The organism is Lentimicrobium sp. S6 (assembly GCF_013166635.1).
Lineage (GTDB): Bacteria > Bacteroidota > Bacteroidia > Bacteroidales > UBA12170 > UBA12170.
The window spans coordinates 1-23,583 of sequence record NZ_JABKBZ010000076.1; the positions used below are offsets into that span (position 1 = coordinate 1).

At 34.8% G+C, this 23,583-nt stretch carries 14 protein-coding genes and 1 tRNA gene; 10 read left to right on the top strand and 5 right to left on the bottom strand.

Going from position 1 to position 23,583, the window contains the following annotated elements; all coding sequences use genetic code 11:
* Positions 1-112 precede the first annotated feature (112 nt).
* Positions 113-1,612 carry a T9SS type A sorting domain-containing protein gene (locus tag HNS40_RS18550; protein WP_172283651.1) on the bottom strand — a complete coding sequence of 500 codons (1,500 nt, stop codon included), beginning with the start codon at positions 1,610-1,612 and terminating at the stop codon, positions 113-115.
* Between the two features lie 152 nt (positions 1,613-1,764).
* The gene (locus HNS40_RS18555) at positions 1,765-3,264 is read right to left on the bottom strand and encodes a T9SS type A sorting domain-containing protein (protein WP_172283653.1); all 1,500 of its coding nucleotides are present in this window, start codon (positions 3,262-3,264) and stop codon (positions 1,765-1,767) included.
* Positions 3,265-3,452: 188 nt separating this feature from the next.
* Between HNS40_RS18555 and glpT the strand changes: the two genes are divergently transcribed.
* Together glpT and HNS40_RS18565 are read left to right on the top strand one after the other, a co-directional pair.
* Entirely contained in the window at positions 3,453-4,769 is a 1,317-nt protein-coding gene (gene glpT / locus HNS40_RS18560; RefSeq protein ID WP_172283655.1) for a glycerol-3-phosphate transporter, read from the top strand.
* Positions 4,769-6,031: a glycerophosphodiester phosphodiesterase family protein gene (locus tag HNS40_RS18565; RefSeq protein ID WP_172283657.1), complete on the top strand. Its 1,263-nt coding sequence runs from the start codon at positions 4,769-4,771 to the stop codon at positions 6,029-6,031. The genes glpT and HNS40_RS18565 overlap by 1 nt, the downstream gene beginning before the upstream one ends.
* 111 nt (positions 6,032-6,142) lie before the next feature.
* Here HNS40_RS18565 and HNS40_RS18570 read toward each other — a convergent pair whose 3' ends face one another.
* A complete protein-coding gene (locus tag HNS40_RS18570; protein WP_216664197.1) occupies positions 6,143-8,230 on the bottom strand; it encodes an Omp28-related outer membrane protein in 2,088 nt (695 codons plus the stop codon).
* A gap of 461 nt (positions 8,231-8,691) precedes the next feature.
* Here HNS40_RS18570 and HNS40_RS18575 point away from each other — a divergent pair, with 461 nt between their 5' ends.
* The 6 genes from HNS40_RS18575 (at position 8,692) to HNS40_RS18600 (ending at position 16,205) form a co-directional block, all read left to right on the top strand.
* On the top strand, positions 8,692-8,979 hold the full coding sequence (locus tag HNS40_RS18575) for a hypothetical protein (protein WP_172283659.1): 288 nt from the start codon (positions 8,692-8,694) through the stop codon (positions 8,977-8,979).
* A 4-nt stretch (positions 8,980-8,983) separates the two neighbouring features.
* The gene (locus HNS40_RS18580) at positions 8,984-9,274 is read left to right on the top strand and encodes a cell division protein ZapA (protein ID WP_172283661.1); all 291 of its coding nucleotides are present in this window, start codon (positions 8,984-8,986) and stop codon (positions 9,272-9,274) included.
* Between the two features lie 263 nt (positions 9,275-9,537).
* Complete coding sequence (rny, locus tag HNS40_RS18585) at positions 9,538-11,082, top strand: ribonuclease Y (RefSeq protein ID WP_172283663.1); 1,545 nt, start codon at positions 9,538-9,540, stop codon at positions 11,080-11,082.
* Between the two features lie 131 nt (positions 11,083-11,213).
* Entirely contained in the window at positions 11,214-14,144 is a 2,931-nt protein-coding gene (locus HNS40_RS18590; RefSeq protein WP_172283665.1) for an FAD-binding and (Fe-S)-binding domain-containing protein, read from the top strand.
* A 77-nt stretch (positions 14,145-14,221) separates the two neighbouring features.
* A complete protein-coding gene (locus tag HNS40_RS18595; RefSeq protein WP_172283667.1) occupies positions 14,222-15,325 on the top strand; it encodes a DUF5050 domain-containing protein in 1,104 nt (367 codons plus the stop codon).
* Between the two features lie 241 nt (positions 15,326-15,566).
* The gene (locus HNS40_RS18600) at positions 15,567-16,205 is read left to right on the top strand and encodes a hypothetical protein (RefSeq protein ID WP_216663618.1); all 639 of its coding nucleotides are present in this window, start codon (positions 15,567-15,569) and stop codon (positions 16,203-16,205) included.
* Between the two features lie 22 nt (positions 16,206-16,227).
* Here the strand turns inward: HNS40_RS18600 and HNS40_RS18605 are convergent, their stop codons facing one another.
* Positions 16,228-17,412, bottom strand: coding sequence for a glycosyltransferase family 4 protein (locus HNS40_RS18605; protein WP_172283669.1), 1,185 nt, complete (start codon positions 17,410-17,412; stop codon positions 16,228-16,230).
* A 179-nt stretch (positions 17,413-17,591) separates the two neighbouring features.
* Between HNS40_RS18605 and HNS40_RS18610 the strand changes: the two genes are divergently transcribed.
* A complete protein-coding gene (locus HNS40_RS18610; RefSeq protein WP_172283671.1) occupies positions 17,592-18,482 on the top strand; it encodes a hypothetical protein in 891 nt (296 codons plus the stop codon).
* A gap of 690 nt (positions 18,483-19,172) precedes the next feature.
* Here the strand turns inward: HNS40_RS18610 and HNS40_RS18615 are convergent.
* A tRNA-Leu gene (locus HNS40_RS18615) sits at positions 19,173-19,254 on the bottom strand.
* A 447-nt stretch (positions 19,255-19,701) separates the two neighbouring features.
* On the opposite strand from HNS40_RS18615, the gene HNS40_RS18620 reads away from it, so the two are divergent.
* Positions 19,702-23,583: choice-of-anchor L domain-containing protein (locus HNS40_RS18620; RefSeq protein ID WP_172283673.1), on the top strand; the 3,882-nt coding region annotated here is incomplete at its 3' end.

The window sequence follows — 23,583 nt, forward strand, 5'->3', positions numbered from 1 at the left end:
TAATAGTAAAAATTAAAGGGGAAATGATCGAAAAACAAGAGTATATAACACGTTAGAAATACAAATAATAGATAAAAAGCTAAAAAAACTGTCCATTTAAGGAATCCTTACGTTATGCAACGGTCTTGATTTTATGTTGACTGATGGTTCCATTTTGGCTCATTATCTCAACTAAATAAACGCCATTTTCTAGATTCGAAATATCAAAACTCAAATCGCTAGCTTGACTATTAAAAACTCGCTCTACCACTTTTTGTCCTTGAATATTAATGATAGAAGCACTAATCATTTGACTTTCTCCAAAACTAATTTCGATGCGATCCTCTGCGGGGTTTGGGTAGATATTAATTCGATTTAGTTGTTTATCATCAACACCAGATGCATTTAGGCAATCATGAGAGAATGGTGTTCCCCATTCTTCAGTCTCAGTTTTGTAGTATTTTATTTTATCAGCCATTAAAAAACCTCCTTTAAAGACACATGTCTTACCTATATTCTCTATGAAATGATAGCCAGCAGGAGTTGTTGCTGAACCTGAATTATCCATAGTTTCGAAAAACCAGACTATTCGTCCACTAATGGTATCTGCATTTTGAGTTTCCCATATTTGATACTGGAAATACTTTTTATTTGTTTGATTCCAACCAATTTTAAAGAAATAATTAAAATCCCAATAAGAGTTTGTCTCATCTTGATTTAATGTGGGGATGCTTTCTCGTAATTCTATTAAATATGGATATGATTCTGTTGTTTCATATTGAATGTTGCTGTCTGTAGCAGGATAATAGTCACATATTCGGAATGAGTAGATAATGTCAGAATAGCCTATTTCTTTTTGAATGACCCTTTTTATTCTATTGACAATTTTATTATTTGAGATTTCAATTTCGGAATGTACTTCATTTCCTATTTCTAATCCTCGTATCAAATCTTTATAGTAATTATAAAATCCATGAGTTTCATCACCTTTCTCAATTCCAATTAAATGAAAAGGGTAATTGATTTCATGCTGTGATAGACCATCAAGTTCATTAATCTGAAGGTGTTTAGTAATGCCATAATTTTTACTAATAATTATTTCTTTATTATGGTAATAACTCTCTTCTAGAATATTTCCATTGAAATCTTCTACTTTTAAACTGATAATAACTACACTGTCCCAAACTCCATCCATAATTTCAATATAAATAGGAGTTTGGTATTTGCCGATTAGTATAGCTTCATCCTCATCATTTTCATATATTATCCATTCTTCAGATTGACGAGAATACATGTTTAGTGTAATTACTTTTTCTCGACAATTATAAAAAGTAGTATTACCTTGCAAGTCAACGAATGCAGAATCTCCAAAAATATTAGTATATGGGTATATTGTTATATTTGGATTTCGGTCATATTGGTATGCATAGGGATAAGAATAGAACATTTTCCCGTTCTCTACCATTTTTTCCTTCTCAATGACCATTTTTCTAGGGTTGTAGATTTTGTAATCCATTACAAATTCACTAAAGTAACTTATTATATCACTTCTGATGATGGTATAGTCTGAAACTTGTGAAAATGACGGTAAGGAGATTACAATAATAAAGATTAGAAGAACCAATTTTTTCATAATTATGTGCTTAGGGTACTATATGCTAAATTAATTAAAAATATAATATTGTACGTTAGTTTTGGTAATTACATTTTTAATTTACTTAGTCAATAAACAGCATTTATTGTTTTTCGATGTAATTTTTCATTTCGTAGATTCAATGTAAATAATTATTTGAATAGTTTACTTTTAATGATTTTATGTTGACTGATGGTTCCATTTTGGCTCATTATCTCAACTAAATAAACGCCATTTTCTAGATTCGAAATATCAAAACTCAAATCGCTAGCTTGACTATTAATAACTCGCTCCATTACTTTTTTTCCTTGAAAATTAAATAGGGAGACTTTAGTAATTTGAGTTTCGCCGCAATTAATTTCGATACGATCCTCCGCTGGGTTTGGGTAGATATTAATTGGCTCCACTTGATTTTCGATAAGACCGGTCGAATTGATGCATTCAAGGGTGAATGGTATTCCCCATTCTTCTGTTTCGGTTTTATAATACTGTATTTCATCCGCCATAAGATATTCACCTTGGTAGGAGCAAGTGCTGCCAATATTCTCAATAAATTGATGTTTTGCAAAAGCCCCCATGCCCAATGGTCCCCAAGTGTCAAAAGACCAGACCACTCTTTGGTTTATCATTTCGGTTTCTTCACTTTCCCAAATTTGATATTCAAAATATCTATTATTGGTACTTTCCCAATTGTTTTTGAAGAAATAATTAATGGCCCAATAGGAATTATTGTCATCTGGATCTAGTGCTGGAATACTTTCTCTCAAATCCATCAGATAAAGATAGGTTTCTGTTGTTTCATGGGAAATTATAGTGTCTTCAAGAGGATAATAATCACAAATTTGGAAGGTGTAGATAAAATCGGAATAGCCTATTTCTTTCTGAATCACTCTTTTAATTCTATTGATGATTTGGTTGTCAGAATTTTCAATGGTAGAATGAACTTCATTTCCAATCTCTAAGCCTGAAATTAAATCACTATAATAATTATTCATTCCCATTATTTCATCACCTTTCTCTATACCTATCAAATGGAAATCAGAAGCGTAATGAGAGGATAGTAGGCCATCGAATTCATTGATTTGAAAATGATCACCTATTCCATAATTTTTACTGATGATTACTTCTTTTCCATGATAATAATGGTCGTCTATTATTAATCCGTCATTATCGATAACCTGCAACTGGATGATGGCTGCCCTATCAGAAACGCCTTCCATGATTTCTTCATAGGAGGGACTTTGGTAGCTACCCATTAATTTAATACCATCTTCTTCATAGATTATCCACTCTTCAGCTTCGCCATTATATTTGTTGAAAGTAAGTTGTTTGTCTCTACAATTATAAAAGGTGGTATTCCCTTCTGCATCAACAAAAGCAGAATCCCCAAAAATATTAGTATTGGGATATATGGTATTAAATTCATCTTGATCAAATAGATAGGCCGAGGCATAAGAATAAATCATTTTACCATCTTCAAGATTTTTCACATGGTCAATCTCCATTTTTCGAGGGCTGTAATAGCTGTTGTTATTAAGGTTTCCGCTAAAGTAATTTTCCATCTCACTTCTGATGATTGTATAATCTGCATCTTGAGAGAATGAAGGAATAGAGAAAAATAGGATGCCAAATAAAAAGAATAACTTTTTCATAATAATGTGCTTAGGATATAATGTGCTAAGGTAGTGAAATAAATATATACATGTACGTTATCTGATGTGGAAGTTTTTAATGCTATATTGGTTGAATATCATTGCTTTTAATTTCTAGAAATTCAATTAAATTCGCGATACTAAATATTCGTATCGATATTCATGCTAGAAAAAATCAAATAATAATTATGATTGGATTTCTAAAGACAAAACCTGCCCAGCCTTTAAAAGAAGCCCAGCAAGCAGATGAAGATTATAAAATCATGCGCTTGCGAGTATTTCTAGGAATATTCTTGGGCTATGCAGCCTATTATCTTGTTAGAAAGAACTTTTCTTTAATCATGCCCGATCTAATAGAGGAGGGCTATACCAAAGCGCAATTGGGTTGGGCCTTGTCGGCTATTAGTATTGCCTATGGAATCAGTAAGTTTGTAATGGGAAGTGTGAGTGACAGGAGTAATCCAAAAGTATTTTTGAGTTTAGGTTTGATATTGTCAGCTGTGACGATGATGGTCATGGGGCTGATTCCTTTCTTTACCAGTTCAGTTGTTATTATGTTTGTTCTACTATTTCTAAATGGATGGTTTCAAGGAATGGGATGGCCGGCTTGTGGAAGGATAATGGTTCATTGGTTTTCCAATAAAGAGCGTGGAACAAAAATGTCTATTTGGAATGTGGCTCATAATGTGGGTGGAGGTCTCATTGGCCCTCTGGCTATTTTGGGTTTGGCTATATTTAATGATTGGCACAGTGCTTTATATTTTCCGGCTATCATAGCTTTTGTTATTGCGATTTTAGTTTACTATTTAATGGAAGACACCCCTCAAAGCTGTGGTTTGCCTAGTATTGAGAAATGGAAAAATGATTATCCTGAAAATTATGATCAAGAGAAGTCAGAGCAGGAATTAAAAGCCAAAGATATCTTTATCACTTATGTTTTAAAAAACAGGATGCTTTGGGCTATCGCTATAGCTAATGCCTTTGTTTATCTCATTCGTTATGGCGTGCTCGATTGGGCACCAACCTACCTCTCGGAAACCAAAGGTTTGGATATCACCACAAGTGGTTGGGCTTATTTTTTATACGAATGGGCAGGGATTCCAGGAACATTGTTAGCTGGTTGGTTAAGTGATAAAGCTTTTAAAGGGCAAAGAGCTCAGGTGAGTATTATTTATATGTTTTTTGTGCTGATATTTGTTTTCGTTTATTGGTTCTCTTCTAGCTTAATGCTTATCAATATTTCTTTAATCGCTATTGGATTTTTGGTTTATGGCCCCGTTATGTTGATTGGAGTTCATGCTTTAGATTTAGCGCCTAAAAAAGCCGCCGGAACTGCCGCCGGATTTACCGGTCTTTTTGGATATTTAGGTGGTGCACTATTTGCTAATATTGCCATGGGTCATATTGTTGATTTATATGGTTGGGACGGTGGATTCTATGTGTTGATAGCTGCTGCCATCATTTCTATTTTTCTTTTACTATTTACCATAAAACCATCGAAATAATGAGAAAAAATTGGTTTTCTTACCTTGCACTTTTGCTATTGTTTTTGATAGTGGGATTCGTTATGTCCTTTGTCTTAAGTTTAGTAGAAGAGAAATATAATAGTGATTCGAAAGAAGTGAAAAAAATATTTATTCCAAAAGATATAGTGATTGCCCACCGAGGAACGACCTATTGGGCCCCTGAAGAAACAGAAATGGCTTACCGCTGGGCTAGAGATATTGGGGCCGATTATTTAGAAGTGGATGTGCAAAGGACAAAAGATGGTGTATTACTTGCATTACATGATGACTTGCTAACTCGAACCACCAATATTGAAAATATTTATCCAGAATTATCTGAAAGGCCCTCCTCATATTTCGCTTTTGAAGAATTGATGAGCTTGGATGCTGGTGCTTGGTTTTATGAGAGCGCTTCGCAAGTAGGGACAGATTATTATTCATCTGAGATTTATTTGAAGAAGACGGACAAACCTGCTTTCTATTTCAATTCTGAAGGCGAGAAAGTATTGTTTGAAGGTGAAAACATTTATGTTGGAGGAAGTCAAGGAGTTTCAACTTTAGAGGATGCAATTAGAATTGCAGAAGGATATAGAATTGCTAAAGATTCATTGGGAAATAGAATCTATGAAATAATAGAAGAGGAAGGAGTAATACATTATCGTTTCTTTTATGTGAAGGATGAAGAAGATTCAGGTCATAGACCCGGGGTTTATATAGAAATCAAAGAACCCCAGCTTTTTCAGGGAATAGAGGAGGATTTATATCAAGAACTGTCTAGATTAAATTGGAATGTGCGCACGAAATCAGATTCTGATACTTTAGTTAGTCGAGAAGGAAAAGTAAATATGGGGAATACGAGTGCGAAAGTCATCTTACAAACCTTTTCTCCAGAAAGTTTGGTGAAGCTGAATCATATATTTAAGGGAAGCGTTCCAATGACTTTCTTGTTGTGGCTAGGAGATGATAATATGATGAAAAATGATAGCATCACCTATTTTGAAAACTTGGCTTTTGCTAAGCAAAATGGAGCTCATATTATAGGGCCCAGTATTGCAGGTCCACCAAATAATTATTCTGATTTGCTTACCGAGCAAAATGTAGAATGGATAAAAAGTCAAGGTTTTCTCATTCACCCATACTCTTTTGATACTCGTTTACAAATGCTGCAGTATGGTGCTGACTCAGATGGGATGTTTACCAATCGAACCGATTTGACTATCCAATATTTTGAGCAAACAAAAAACGCAAAGCAGAAAAATTAATTCCTTGCCCTGCGTTTCCAAATTAGGCCTCCTCTTAAGAGTCTATATTTTCAGAATGATACCAAATGTAAGTCAAAAAGTGCCTTAAGCCATTTTGATAAGTCATCTGTATTATCTCTGAATCATTACTTGTTGAGTATATTGTTGACCAGCATTTTTAACAACTAGAATATAAACACCATTTTCTAAGTTTTTAGTATTCATGCTAATATTTGGGGTATTGAATTCTTGAGAATAAACAGTAGCACCTAATACATTAACCAAATCAACTTGAGTTTTTCCATCAAGAGTCATATTGATATTCAATTGGTCTTTGAATGGGTTAGGATAAATATTGATAGCAGTTTGATTCATTTCTTCAAATCCGACACCATTCATAAACCAGTCAAAAGTTTTAACAATGATATCGTTTCTAACATCAACATCAGTGACCATGCTTGGGTCAAAACCTAAATAAACCACTTTTGCTGAGCCTGTCATAGATCTTACACCAGCACCTTTACTTGTTCCACCGTTATAATAGATGATTTGCTCACCAGTTCCAATGGGGTCAATCTCATCTGGATACATATTTCCACCATAAATATCAACGATAGAAGAAGTGCCTAAGTCACCAAAGAATTCGTCTTCAGTATTAGGGTTGATGCTATTATTAGAGGTACTTCCGTCGCCTTTATAGTCTGCATTCAAATAATTAGTATAAAATGCTTTTGTTTCGTCGGTTCCGTTTCCACCTGATTCCCATGTGTCCCAGCCCATATCTTGACCAGCTATAAATAAGTTACCACCATTGTCGATAAAGTCACTTAAAATTTCAACATTTCCATTAGTAAGACCAGGAAAAGTCCATGCTACATTAAAGAAGATATTTGAAAAGCTATTCACCACATCAGCCTCGTTTGTAGCCAATAAGAAGGATTTATAAGAACAAGAAGTATAATTTTCAACTCCAGCTACTTCAAATGCTGCATAATAATCCTCCTCTAAATCGGCAGGAGTTCCACCATTCCATGTTCCTTGGTTGTGTAATAATAAGTTAACCACATTTGAAACCACATATACTTCTTGAGTGATGGGATTAGTATTAGGTTGAGAAACAGACTGGATACTTAAGAAGAATTTTGCAAATCCAGTTTCAGAATCTGGAGTTATATCAATGCTAATTGTAGAAGCTGTCCCTGCTGTCATAGTTTCTGTAGCTGTTGTTTCGTAATTGTTTCCATTTACAATGAAAGAGCTTGTCCATGCTTCAGGAGCATTTTCTTTAGTCAATGTGAATTCAAAATCTTCATCAGTAGTAAGCAAATTAGTGAAATCCATTGTAAAAGAAGTAGTAGTATTTGGAGTTCCTTGAGCAACTATGATGCTAGGAGCAGTTAGAGAAGCTGTTATTAGAGTAGTTCCATCAATGGCGGGAATAGTAACTCCAGAATAAATTTCTTGATGCGACTCGCTAACGAAAACAGCTATATCACAATTCTCTACAATCACAGGAATGCTTGTATAATCCATAGGCATGGTGTAAACGTATGTTCGCTCTACAAAAGTTCCTTCTGTTGTAGTAGTGATTTCTTCACCCCACTGACCAGTGATTAAATGTCTAAGCATATGGTTGTGCTCGTAATTATTACCAGCTCCACCACCTGTTTGAGGGCCTAGAATTTCATTTTGTAAAATAGCTACATTAAGGAAATTACTTCCTTCTGGGCTATTTGCTGTATAATATAACTCTACATTAACTGTTAATTCACGAGTAGCTTCATTATAGCTCGTCTCGGCACCAACGTTAACAACAGAATTCATCTCGATGATTTCCATAGCCGCAGGAGCCCAACCAGAACGACCTAAAGCAGTATTTGGCGCTGTGAAAACGTGACGGTTTACTGTACCAGATGGATATCCAGTTAATCCAGTTTGATTTGCTAAGGCGTCACCAAATTCTGTTCTGAAATCTGGTTCACCACCACTTGGGTTTGCAAAACTTCCTTGGTGAATAGCGATTGGAAAAATTTGAGTAGGATAATCGTGATGAAGCTGAGCGGCAATAGCATGACCTTCAGGACAATAAACACAATGGATTCCTGTGTATTCTTCTAGCATAGCATTTCTAGTTTCCACATTGGTAGAGACTAATGTTTGCGCCATTATACCTCCAAGTGTGATTAAACTTAGAGCTAATAATAAAGTAAATTTTCTCATGTTTTGAATGTTTTAGTATTAAATAAATAGAGTGTTGTTTCAAAAGGTAAAACTAAGATAAATATTTATCAAAGTCGTGTTTGATTCCATAAAAATTTACAGAATTAAAAAAGATGGAGAAAATATTTATTATTTGTGATAATTAATCCCATTGAGATTGGTTTTTTTTAGAAATAAATAGACATAGGCATCTTCGTTTTTGTTTTTAGATACATTATTAACCTAATCTTACTATTGATAGAACCATTGTAGGTTGTAATCGATTTTACAGTGCAATTGTTTCTACCATTGAGTTTTATACCCTTTAATAATGAGCTTATTATTATAAAAGTGAAAAGAGTTTTAACAGTGAATAAAACATTTTACTCTTTTAATTTGATGATTTTTAACATTTATTATAGGCTTGCATTAATGAATAATGTCATTTATATTTGCAGGGAAGATTTGGTCAAAAACAGTATATGAAAGACGCAAGTACATTGATTTCGGGTATCTATTACAAAATCAAATTGCTAGTGGAATCAAATACCCGATTGACAGAAGAAATCGAGAGTTTAAAGCATCAAAATTCTAAACTGAAAGACGAGCTAATTAGCCAAGACGAGCATTTAGTAAAGCTTCAGCAAGATTTAGATGTGATAAAAATAACTAAAACCATGAGTTCGGAAGATGACAAGGAAAGTACAAAAATTGTCATCGATGAGTTGGTGCGGAGAATTGATAATAGTTTAAATCTTTTAAATAAATAGTCTGATGAGCGATCATACCATAAAAGTGAATATAGCAAATCGCCCCTACAGACTAAAAATACAATCTGAAGAAGAGGAAGAAATAATTAGGAAATCGGCGGAACATATTGAAAAACTGATAAATGACTATAGTGGAACCTTCCATTATAATGATTTTCAAGATTTATTGGCCATGATTTCTTTACAATTAGCAAATAATTCCTTATCTTTACAAAAGCAAATCGACTATAGAGATAATGAGATGACTAGTCATTTGCAAGAGATAGATGAATTTTTAAGTTCAAAAGTCTCCTAAATATTTAAACATAGTTCTTTGAAAATATAATCCGCGCAGTTCTCAACAGTATGTAAATTCAACATTACAACAATTAGGGATAAGCTCATAAATTTTTAGAAAAGGCCTCAACCCTCACGGGTATCGGTTTACCGGTCAGTGGACTTTCGAGGAATTTGGCAGCCCTATACGTGTCTATAAAGGGGTTTACAACTCCGGGAATTGTGCGGTTTTTTTTTCTGCCTCTCCCCAACGCATATTCTGAACTTATTAAAACATTTGAAATGACTGAGATAATATTTTACTCGGTTTTCTTATTGGGAGGTGTTGGTCTAGGCTTTTTTATAGCTACTATTATAGTTAGAAAAGCCCTTGAAAAGAAAAGCATTCACCTAATTACGGAAGCTGAAGAAAAAGGAGAAGTAATCAAAAAGGAGAAAATGCTCCAAGCAAAAGAGAAATTTCTTCAACTGAAATCTGAGCACGAAAAGTATATTCAAGGAAAAAACAGTGCTATCGGAAAAGCAGAATCTAGAATTAAACAAAAAGAAACCGCCCTAAACCAAAAATTAGAAGACTTAAATAAAAAAAATGCGGAAGTAAAGGCCATTCGTGCCAATTTAAGTCAACAGCTCGAAATTGTAATGAATAAAGAAGAAAGTCTAGATAAAATGGTGAACCAACAGGTTCAGCAATTGGAAGCACTTTCTGGTTTATCTGCACAAGAAGCAAAAGACATATTAATTGAAACTGTTAAGGACGAAGCCAAGGCCAATGCCATGGTTTATGTTAATGATATCATTGAAGAAGCAAAGCTTTCTGCTGATGCTGAAGCCAAGAAAATTGTAATAGAATCTATTCAGCGTACTGCTGCTGAACATGCTATTGAAAATAGTGTTTCAGTATTCCCATTGGAAAGTGATGAGGTGAAAGGTCGTATCATTGGACGAGAAGGTAGAAATATTAGGGCATTAGAGTCTTTAACTGGTATTGAAATCATCATCGATGATTCACCAGATGCTATTATTCTTTCTGGTTTCGATCCGGTAAGAAGAGAAGTGGCTCGCTTGGCTCTTCATAAACTTGTTACTGATGGTAGAATTCACCCAGCTCGTATTGAGGAGGTAGTAAATAAAACCAAAAAGCACCTTGAAAAAGATATTTTAGAAACTGGTAAGCGTACACTAATCGACCTTGGTATTCATAATATGCATCCAGAATTGATGCGTATGGTGGGTAGAATGAAATATCGTTCTTCTTATGGTCAGAATTTATTGCAACATAGCCGCGAAGTGGCCAATCTTTGTGCAACGATGGCTAGTGAGCTTGGCTTAGATCCTAAGAAAGCAAAACGTGCTGGCTTACTGCACGATATTGGAAAAGTGCCAGATAATGAGCCAGAATTACCTCATGCATTATTAGGTGGTAAGTTAGCTGAGAAATTCAAGGAAAGTGCTGATGTGGTAAATGCTATTGCTGCTCACCACGACGAAATTGAAATGACAAGTTTATTGTCTCCAATAGTTCAAGTTTGTGATGCTATTTCTGGAGCCCGCCCAGGTGCGCGTAGAGAAGTAGTAGAAGCTTATATTCAACGATTGAAGAAATTAGAGAGCATGGCTCGTGAGTATGATGGTGTAGTGAAAACCTATGCTATTCAAGCTGGTCGTGAATTAAGAGTAATAGTAGGTGCAGAGCAAATAGACGATGCAAAAGCGGCTGAACTTTCTTATGACCTTTCTAAGAAAATCCAAGATGAAATGAAGTATCCTGGACAAATTAAAATTACAGTAATTAGAGAAACTAGAGCGATTAGTTACGCAAAATAGAAAAATCTCTACCTTAATTTATAGAAGCCATTGGTCATTTAGATCAATGGCTTTTTTTATTTGCATAAAAGTCCGTTAATTCCAGAGTGGGCCATCGATTTTTTCTAATTTTACAATCTAATTAAAATTCAATGCAAGAAACCCACCTTATACAACTATTCAAGCAACTAGAAAAGGATTTTTCTGGTGAATTCCATTATGATGAAACCTATAAGATTTTATATGCTACTGATGCTTCTGCTTACCGGGAAAAGCCTTTAGCTGTTGCAATTCCAAAAACAGAGGAGGATTTAAAACTCCTAATTCGTTTTGCTGATGAAAATCTGCTTTCATTGATTCCAAGAGCTGCTGGAACGAGTTTGGCTGGACAAGTAGTTGGGAATGGGATTATAGTCGATATTTCTAAATACTTCACTAAAATTATTGAGCTCAACGAGAAAGAAAAGTGGGTGAGAGTTCAGCCGGGTGTCGTTCGGGATGAGTTGAATCAGTTTTTAGAACCTTATGGCTTATTCTTTGGCCCAGAAACGAGTACGAGTAATCGTTGTATGATGGGAGGGATGTTGGGTAATAATGCCTGTGGTGCACATAGTTTGGTTTATGGCAGTACTCGAGATCATACCTTAGAAGTAAAAACGATTCTAAGTGATGGGTCCGAAGTTGCTTTTGGGGAATTAAGCAATGAAGAATTTGTTAACAAACTTAAAGGTAATTCTTTAGAATCGAAAATTTATCAGAATGTCCACAAGGTGTTAAGTAGCCCTGAAAACCAAAAAGAAATAAAGGACAATTATCCGGATCCTGAAATTGAAAGAAGGAATACTGGATATGCTTTGGATTTATTACTCGAAACACAAAAATACTCAAATACTCAAATACCTTTTAATTTTTCCAGTTTACTCGCTGGTTCTGAAGGGACTTTAGCTTTTACAACAGAGATTAAACTGAATGTGGTTCCTCTTCCTCCAAAACATAAGGCTTTGGTCTGTGTTCATTTGAATAGTGTGGAAGAGTCTTTAAAAGCCAATTTGATAGCGCTGAAATATCAGCCTTTTTCTGTAGAGTTAATGGATAAGGCCATTATGGATATGACTAAAACCAATAAAGAGCAAGATAAAAACCGCTTTTTTATGGTGGGAGATCCCGGTGCTATCCTCATTGTGGAATTTGCCGATGAAAATCCGGATGTGATTATCAAAAAAGCAGCTGATATGGAAAAAGAAATGAAGGCCGCTAATTATGGTTTTCATTTTCCTATTGTTACTGGTAAAGACATGACCAAAGTGTGGAACCTCCGAAAAGCAGGATTAGGTGTTTTGTCGAATATGCCGGGTGATGGTAAGCCAGCTCCAGTAATTGAAGATACTGCTGTTAATCCTCAAGTATTGCCAGAATTTATAGCTGAAATTAATTTGATGCTGGAGAAATATGGCAAGTCCTGTGTTTATTATGCCCACATTGCTACTGGCGAATTGCATTTGCGTCCGGTATTAAATTTAAAGGATGCTGGTGATGTAGACCTCTTTCATAAAATAGCTCATGATACAGCAGTAATTGTAAAAAAATATAGAGGATCTTTATCAGGAGAGCATGGCGATGGTAGATTGAGAGGAGCTTTTATTCCATTAATGATGGGTGATAAGCTCATGAGAATTTTTGAGGAATTAAAAGAGACTTGGGATCCGAAGCACATTTTCAATCCAAATAAAATTATCAAGACTCCTCCAATGAATACCTCCTTGCGCTATGAGGGGATTAATCAGGAGAGAAAAATAGAGACGATTTTCCGTTTTGATAATGGCCCAGGAATTTTAAGAGCTGCCGAGCGTTGTAATGGTTCAGGGGATTGTAGAAAATCGGCTGCTATTGGTGGAACCATGTGCCCCAGTTTTCAGGCTACTCGTGATGAAAGAAATGCCACAAGAGCAAGAGCCAACGTATTGAGAGAATTCTTAAGCCGTTCTGATAAAAAAAATCCTTTCGATCATGAAGAGATTTATGACATCATGGATTTGTGTTTAAGCTGTAAGGCTTGTAAGTCGGAATGTCCTTCAAATGTGGATGTTTCAAAACTAAAAGCCGAATTCCTTCAGCATTATTACGATGCCAATGGAGTGCCATTACGGAGTAATATGATTGCCAATATCACTACTGTAAATCAATTGGTTTCTGTTTTTCCATCTCTATATAATGCATTAATGAAATCTGCTCTTGCGGCCTTCTTTATGAAGAAAATGGGTTTCTCTACCAAAAGAAGCTTGCCATCATTATATAAAACCACCCTAGATAAGTGGTTTAAGAAGAATGGAAATTCTAATATTAATTTAGATAAGAAGGTGTATTTGTTTAATGATGAGTTTACGAGATTTAACGATACGGAGATTGGAATAAAAACCATTTTATTATTGAATTCATTGGGCTATCAGGTCATTATTCCAAAGCATGATGAAAGTGGAAGGACATTTTTGTCAAAGGGTTTAATACGTAAGGCAAAAAAGATAGCAGAGAAAAATGTAAAATTACTATCTCCTGTGATTACAGAGCAGATTCCCTTAGTAGGTGTGGAGCCTTCCACCATATTAACTTTTAGAGATGAATATCCTGAATTAGTAGATGAATCTTTAATGGAGGAGGCCAAAAAATTAGCTAAGTCTACTTTTACCATTGAGGAGTTTATTACAAAAGAGTTTGGAGCAGGAAGAATTAGTAAAAATCAGTTTACTAAAGATGCGAAAGAAATCAAGTTTCATGGCCATTGCCAGCAAAAAGCGTTGAGTGGAACGAGTGCCACAAAAACCATGTTGAGTATTCCCGAGAATTATATTGCTGAAGAAATCCCTAGTGGCTGTTGTGGTATGGCAGGTAGTTTTGGCTACGAAGAAGAGCATTATGACTTATCTATGAAGGTAGGAGAATTGGTATTGTTTCCAGCCGTAAGAGAAGCCAAGCAGGCTACAATTATCGCTGCTCCTGGTACCTCTTGCCGCCATCAGATAAAAGATGGAACTCAAAAAGAAGCAGAGCATCCAGTAGAAGTTTTGTATGCAGCACTAGTGAGATAAAAATATATTATCCCTATAACGTTTGTATAGTTATTTTTGCTAAGTTTGTGGTATTATTAATTTTACCACTTATAATTATGAAAAAGATTCCTACATTAATCTTGTTATCTGTGATGGTTGCCACCAGTTTTTTATCATGTGAAAAGACGAAAACAGAGACCATAGAAACAATTATTCACGATACTGTTTTTTTAAAGGACACGCTTTTTTTGCACGATACTATTTCGAATAATGATACTCTGTTTTTAATCGACAGTATTATTTTTCAAGATACCGTCGTATTAATAGATACTATCATTATTCATGACACAGTGATTATTAATGATACCAATGAGTTTGCATACCTTTTTAAGCATTATGAGTTGGACACTTATGAAGTATTGTTTTATACCTTCCCCACAAATAAGTCTTCTTATGAGATTTGTAAAATGAACAGTGATCAGATTGGCTATGAGGTTATTGATCAGGGGATTGTTTGTTATCCAGTATGGTCAGAAGATGGTGAGCATGTCTATTATATTGATTATAACAGGACGGGGGTGATCAAGAAAAGTACTATTAACCACAATGACCCTGGTGAGCTTGTTTATGAAATTGATAGAAATGTAAGTTTTTTAAAACATCATGAAGTTTTAGGTGCTTTTTTGTTTCAATATAAAGAAAATGGTAAATATAGATTATTGGCTTATAACTATAATTTGGGGACCGTAAAAGAATTATCACCTCCAGGTGCTCATGAAGATAATCCAACTTGTAGTAAAGTTGATGATTGGATTTATTTTAGTAAGCTAGTAAATGGCACAAAAGATATATATCGAAGAAAATATGATGGTTCAAATGAGGAAGTGGTTTATGAAGATGCTGAATTTAACCTACATGCTTTTAATGTAAGTGCTGATGGAAAATTTTTAATCACACCCAAATATATTGATGGGAATGGTTATATTGTATTTTATGATATAAAGCGAAAAAGAATAATTCATGAATTAAGATTGCCAGTTGATGATTATCCACTTTGGGCTAGTTTGTCGGATGATAATAAAGCTGTTTTCTTTGTCAATGGAATAACTCAAGATTATAGCAATCCTTGGCATTTATATCGAATGGCATTAGATGGTACTCAGTTATTTCAAATGACTAGTTTTTCTGATAGAGTATGTGCTAGACCTTTGGCGAAATAACCGCTCTATTAAGAAGTTCTAAGAAAACATTGGGGCTAAAAAAAAATACTCAATTCTTTGAGGGCTTCTATACTACTTTCTCATAAATAAAAATAATTATAGCTTTGGAGAGAACTCTAAAGCTATAATTATTAATAGGTCTAGGCACAAAATAATTTTTACATTTGTGTTTTCCTTTTGTTGGTGTTTTTCGATTGGGATATCATCATAAAAGAATTACAAACAGAAAACATATTCCTTAATGCGAGTTTTTATTTTAAGTACAGGTAGAAATGGTTCTACCACCATCGCTAGAGCTTGTCACCATATTACCAATTACAGTTCTGGTCATGAGACTTTGACTAAGAAATTTGGCAAAGAACGGTTTCAATATCCCCAAAATCATATAGAGTCTGATAATCGTTTAAGTTGGCACCTAGGCCAATTGGATTTATTATTTGGTGATAATGCTTTCTATGTACATTTAAAAAGAGATCGTGATGCTGTGGCTAAAAGTCATATGAGTAGATTTTATAAAAAATATAGTATCATCGAGGCTTTTTGTGAAGGAATAAGATTGACTCCTACCATTAAGCTTAATGAAGCTCAAAAACTTCAGGCTTGTTACGATTATATTGATACTGTTAATATAAACATAGAAGCTTTTTTGGCTAATAAAACCAAAACTATGGAAATGAGCCTCGAGAACTTAGCAGAGGATTTTCAAGTGTTTTGGAATAAAATAGGAGCAGAGGGAGATTTTGAAAAAGCAATGATCGATATTAAAACCCGGCATAATGCAACCGAACAAAGTGGATTTAATGAAGTCGTAACCAGATATAAGATGATACTAATTCATGAGTTTAAATATATAAAGCATCATCTATTTAAAAAGAACTGATTTCTCTTGACAGAAATTACAATTATATTGGATATATTTTCTTTAGATCCCTAGAGAGTACCTCCCAATTTAGATGTTCTTTTATGGCCACCATGGCATTCTCCGACATTTTTGTATATAGGTCTTTTTGCTCGTATAATTTTAGAACCTGAGCCGAATAATCGTCAATATCTCTATCCTTAAATACTAAGCCACATTCATAATCTATTGCAATATCTTTTTGAGCAGTACAGTCACTCACAATAATTGGTTTTCCGAAAGACAAAGATTGAAATATCTTATTGGCATAGGTGGTGTCATGATGGATATTTCTATGGAGGGGACATATTCCTATATTGCTTGCTAAAATATAAGAAGGGAATAATTCAAAATTTTGCCAACCCACAAAATCAACATAATTCTCAAGGTGGTTCTCATTGATTAGATTCTTTAAAATCTGATCTGTCCTGCTTTTTCCAACAATGACTAATTTAATATTGGGGATTTTTAAAATGAGATTATTCATGGCTTTTATGGCTGTTTCCAGACCTCTTCTTAATCCTGTATCCCCTAAGTATAATAAGGTATAATGACCTTTATATTTCTCGGTAATATTTGCGTCAATAGTGTAGTCAGTATAAAATCTCGATTGAACAGAATTTGGAACCACATAAAATTTACTGGGGTCGACATCCATTTCTTTACAATAATAATCTTTAGCAGCGTTGGTTATTACGATTACTTTATCAGCTTTCTTTATATATTTATATTCGCCACTCTTCCACCTTTTAGGGCTGATTAACAATTTACCAAGTAGGGAATGGGTATGAGAATAAAATTTCATAATCTCAGGCCTGTTCTCATGTAAATCGAAAGTGATGGGGAGCTTGAAAGTCTTATTAATATCAAATACGCTTTTAGCAATAGGGAGATCGTGAATGTGGATGGCTTCAATTTTAGTATTCTCAATAAACTTTTTCAAACTTTGTTTAAAGAATAAATGATAAATAGGAAGATCGTAAGCTAGGGCCGAAAATTTATATAATAATGTTGGTGGAGATACTCTGTGAACATGAATTCCTTTTATGTTTTCTTCAGCTTTTTGTTTTTTTGAATAATCAATACAATAGAGATGAATCTCATGTCCAGCTTCTATTAAAGATAAGGCTTCGTTTTCCACTCGTGGGTCGGGTGGGAAATGGCTGTCCAGTATCATTCCTATTTTCATATTCAATAATATTTTAATGGCTTAATTATTGTACAAAAGTAAATCAATTAAGAGCTTTATCGAAATATATTTAAAATTTTCGGAAAATGATTTTTTGAAGATAATTCTACATATAAATAGGTATTTATAATAAGAAAAGCTTTTGTACATTTGAAACTTAATTGACTAATGAAAACCTTATGAAAAACATCATATTCTTAATCCTTAGCTTTGCCTATATCGGCATGGCATCCTCTCAAACGGATTCCCTAAAAGCCCTTTATGTAAATGATTTTGCCGACATCATCGATATCCCCAAGTCAGAGAATAAGCTTTTAGAATATGCTCAAAGTCATGGATTTAATTATTTAATTATCTATAATATCACTAAGATTCATCGAAATCGATTTCCATTAAATAACAAAATGACTGACGATCCTTTTGCAAATTTTATCAGCAAAGCAAAAACACAATATGGTATAAAGAGGATTTCGGTAGTAGGGGAGCAGGCTACATCTTTTGATCCCATTTTGCAGTATAATTTAAATCATATCGATAATGAAAATGAATTGGTGGATGGTTTTAATTTAGAATTTGAGTATTGGAATTCAAAGTTGACCAAGCCTGAGGGTTATTATTGTAAGACTTATTTGGAAAAACGAGGTTATCCATGTGGCAGGGCAGCAGCCTTTTATTTTTATATGGAGCAGCTAAAGGTACTTAGAACGGTCGCTAGTGAATTTGACATCAAGCTGGAATCTTATGTGGGAAATGTAACTAAAGATGAAATGCAGAAACTCATTCAATATCTAAATACCATCCATGTTCACTATTATAGAAAAGACACCAAGAATATAGCGAAATACAAATCTAGTCGTATAGAAGCTATTATTGATGGAAAATCGAAAGTAGAAGTTTTTCCCATATTTTCCGCACGCGATAAGCATATGAAACCATGGCTTCAAGATCATAATATCGACGAAGTGATGCCTATATTTCTAGAGATGTTAGAAGATAACGACGATCTAAAACCTATCATTAATAATATAAAAGGTCACACTTGGTACCGTTATTCTGATATGCCCGAATAGAAAGTTTTTGCTATCAAAAGGAATAATATATCCCCATTTCAATTCCAAGCTTATATAATGTTGCCGAAGTGTAAATATATTCCTAATTCTCATCTGGTGGCATAAAACAAATATTAAACTTATTTCCCAGCTCTTCACGCTGGGCTAAAAATATTGTGCTATACTGCAGTTTTTAGTTCTAAGCTTTTTAATCAGAGAAAAGCATTAACAATAAGAAGAGTATCAACATCTGGAAGAATAGTTGTGGCCCGACAAAATAGCAAGCTAGCTTTGATTGAATTGAATTAAGTTTAAAATCAGAAATTCTAAAAACAAACCCACGCAAAGTTTACAAAAACTTCTGCAAGAAGTTTACGACCGCCTTATCAGAAAGACGTTAAGCGGAGCAAATAGCTTGAAGGAAATAAAAACAATACTGTTTGACGCTCGTTAGTGACAATTCGCAGAATGTCGCTATAAGGAGGAGTTTATGCTGACATGCAATCGTCAACATTTATTGTTTTTCCGGAAAGCTATTTGTGGGGTAGGCTTTTTGATACAGCGGTTGTTTTTGCTACCCTTTTTCAAAAAAAGGGTAAGAGACAGAAAGAAAAATTAGTTTGTATTTATCGAGATGTTCTGAATAGTATGTGAATCTCCGATTCAGGAATTATTATATACAAAAAAACCAGAGTAAAAACTCTGGTTTCGTGCGGATGAAGGGACTCGAACCCCCACGTCTCTCGACACTAGATCCTAAGTCTAGCGCGGCTACCAATTACGCCACATCCGCAATTCGAGTGCAAAAATAGTATTATTTTTTAATATACAATTATCATTTTAAATATTTTTTGATTCTTCTAGCTCTTTATTTCATTCCTTTGCTGCTTAGGCAACCATAATCAATTAATTAGGGTCTTTCATTTTGTTTAAACCTGAGTAAGATTTAAAATGTTATTCTCAGAAAATCAGAAATGTGTAAGATTTGTTTTTGGAATATCGCAATAATAGCGAGCTATTTTAAGATATTTCAGATGCATAGTTTATGCGTTTATGGTTTTTCCTTGGGATTTATACAATTTTTAATCAATCTTCGCAAGTTTGTTATACTATTTATCAATTATATATGCTGAAGATTGTATAAAGCTGAGGAGAGATTTTATATCCCTACCAGGTTTTAAGATTAAGATATTATTTTGTTATTTTTGTGTGCACACAAACTACACCAACAATTACCAACATGGGGAAATTTTACATTCGTCTATTATATACACTTCTGGCTATTTCTATATTTAGTATATCCTATGCTCAAGGTACTTCTAATGAACAGAAGTTTATTGATAGAGAAAAAATAGCTAGTAATTCCATTCCAAAAGATGAAAATTCAAAATTTGGTTTGAATGTAACACCAAATAAAACGGCTATTCAAATAGTTGAGGAGTTATTAGGAGAAGGTTTTTTTTATGGGACTAATGTTTTTAATGCAAATTTAATTGGCCCATCAAACGCCAATGGTTTTTTTGTGGGATACGCCTCTAATATTGGAATGCCCTCAGGAATAGTTCTAACCTCTGGTGATGCAAAAGATGCCGAAGGGTTCAATAGTTCACAGGGTATTACTGTAATTAATGGAACTAGTGGAGATACTGATTTAACTGCTATTGCTGGAGTACAAACTAAAGATGCATCTGGGATAGAGTTCGATTTTATACCAGAAACAGATACTATTAAATTCCAATATGTTTTTGGATCAGATGAGTATCCTGAATATAATAATGGACCTTTTAATGATGTGTTTGCTTTTTTCTTATCTGGAGATGATCCTACAGGAGGGGTTTATGTAAAAAAGAATATTGCTCTAATACCTAATACTGATGATGCTATTTCAATTATGAATGTTAATTCTGAAGATAATAATCAGTATTATGTGAATAATAATTTTCAGCAACAAGGAACTGTTGAATATGATGGTTTTACAGTTGAGTTAACGGCTTGGGCTGCTGTTGTTCCTTGTACAGAATATCATATTAAAATTGTTATTGCAGATGCTCAAGATGGTCAATTTGATTCAGGAGTATTTCTTAGATCAAATAGTTTCACTGCGGCACAAGTAGAAATTATACCAGAATATGCCCATGCCAGTATATCTAACTCGGTAGAAGGTTGTAACGATGTAACTCTAAAATTTGGTATCGATGCCAGAACTGAAGCTACAACAGTAGATTTTACTGTTTTACAAGGAAGTGGACAAGCTCAATATGGTATTGATTATACTACAGTTCCTCCTCTTCCTAATTTCCCAATTGGGAGTTTTACCTATGCTGCCGGAGAAACTTCTAAAACATTGAAAGTGCTTCCTATTGATGATGGGATTGCTGAGGCTCCTGAATTGTTTCAGGTAGAGTATACCCATTACTTGGGTTGTGAAGGAAGCTCAACAGATACTGTTACTGTTCAGATTGAAGACCATGAACCAGTTGCTATCCAGGCGCTTGGGGATTTAGAAATTGCCTGTGGTGAAAGTACTGAGCTTTCCGTTGTGGTATCCGATGGTTATCCCGATTATACATACTCATGGTCTGAAAGTGGCTTCGGAAATGTAAGCTCTATTGATGTATCACCAACAGCTAACACAAGCTATACCATAAGCGTTAACGATGAATGTGGTTATAATAATGAATATACTTTTGATGTTGAAGTCATTCAACCCGAAGCTTTCATCACAGGCGAGCAAGAAATATGTTCTCTCGAAACAATTGAGCTGCAAGCTTCAGAAGGTACTGCCTATCTATGGGGCGATAACTCCACTGCACAAACTCTTGAGGTTACACCTTCGGTAACAACAACATATACCTGTTTGGTAACAAGTTCTGATGGATGTCAAGCTTTAGCAGAAGTTACGGTTCCAGTGCTTCCTTTACCTAGTATTACCCTAACAGATTTTCCCAATGCCTGTGTTACTCTTTCTTCCATTTTGCTAAACCATGGCATCCCTAGTGGAGGTGTATATAGCGGACCTGGAGTTACCGAAAGTGGAGGGAATTATTATTTCAATCCAAGTCTATTTGCAGTAAACTCTATACATGAAATCTCTTACACTGTTTCTGGTGACAATGGATGCATAGATACAGAAACCAGTGATATTACTGTAACAGGTCTTCCAATAGTGACTTTTTCCACTAATAATAATGTGTTTTGTGTAAACGAAGGTCACAAAATGTTATATGGAGGTTCACCATCAGGCGGATATTATTCTGGCCCTGGTGTGATTTCAAATGGTACTATGTTTGATCCGAATTCCCCAGAAACAGGACCAGGAACCTATTATTTAGAATACCATTATACCGATGGTGCGGGATGTGAAAACTCTAGTATAGAGGACTTTACTGTTGCGGCTATGCCAGAGGTTACTTTTGGTGAAATCCCATTGGTTTGTGCAGGTTTAGGTAGTATTACTTTAACTCAGGGCTCTCCTGCTGGAGGTGAGTATTCAGGGCCTGGAGTTAATGCTGCCGGAGTTTTTGACCCTGCTGCGGTCGGTGGTGATGGAACCTATGAACTTCAATATTTTTACACTACCCCTGAAGGTTGTGATGGTTCTGCCGACCAACAAATCTCTGTTCAAACTACACCTAGTCCACCCACATCTATCTCTTCTGATTATCTGTCGTTTTGTACTGCAGAGATACCAAATAAGATTACCTTAAGTTGTGAAGGTTCAGACCTTTCTTATACTTGGTATGCTAACGATTTAAATGGAACATCAATTGCCCTTGGAAAATCAATTTTAATAGATCCTCCATTAGTGACCACCGAGTATTTTGTACGTAGTGAATCGCCTGGTTGTGGAGAGTCAAATGCTTTGAGTATTACGGTAGAGGTATTTGAAAGCCCAACAGCTGAATTTAGCTTGTATAATATTTGTGATGGAGAGCAAGTAGATTTTACCGATCAGTCCATAAATGGAAGTATTAGTCAATGGGAATGGTCATTTGGCGATGGAGGAACTTCAAATGAGGTGAATCCTAGCCATACCTACACCAGTTATGGTACCAAAAATGTTATTCTTACAGTTACCACAGATGATAATTGTTCTAGTATTCAAAATCATGAGCTTAATGTCTATGATAATCCAGTGGCTGATTTTTCTGCAGATGATAATTGTTTGGGTCTTGAAACTGTTTTTACTAATAATTCAAATGCACCCATTAGTGATATCACTTCTTATAATTGGACTATTGATGGGAATGTCTTTAATACTGAGGATCTAAGTTATACCTTCCCTAATGCTGGTACATATACGGTGAATCTAGAACTCATAACAGAGTTTGGATGTGATGACAATCAGGATCTTGAAATCACCATTTCTCCTTCTCCAGAATCTTCTTTTACTTATATTAACCCTTGTCTTTCCAATGTGGTAGAACTGACCAATACCTCTACTGCCTCTTCTGTTGATGATCCTATAGTTTCCTATCTTTGGGAATTTGATAATGGAGATAATTCTGATGAAGAAGAACTTACCTATATTTATCCTTCCAATGGGTTTTATCAAATAAATCTTACTGTTACTAATGGACAAGGCTGCTCTCACACCTTTTTCCATGATAATGTTATTGTAAACCCAGATTTTGATGTGGATATTACCAATGATGAATTTTGCATTGGCGAAGAAGGAAACTTTAATGGTGTTGCCATTCCATCAAATCTTCCTTTAGAGTATGATTGGATTTTACCTGGAGGTACCTTTGCTGACGGACAGGTGGCTCCACATACTTTCACTAGCCCCGGGGAATATACCATCTCACTTATTGGAGATTTAAATGATTGTACTGCAGGTTTAACAAAAACAATCATAGTAAAAGAATTACCCACCTCTAGCTTTACTTCAGATGGGCTTTGTTTAAACGACCCGGTTACTTTAACTGATGCAAGTTTTGGAGATGATTTGGCTATTACTGATTGGTCATGGGATTTTGACAATGGAAACTCTTCCACAGATCAAAACACATCTGTAACATTCACCTCTCCCAATACCTACAACATCAGTCTGCAAGTAAGCGATGAAAACAATTGTGTAAATAGCAGTAGCCAAGCTATAGCGATTAACCCCCTTCCTATA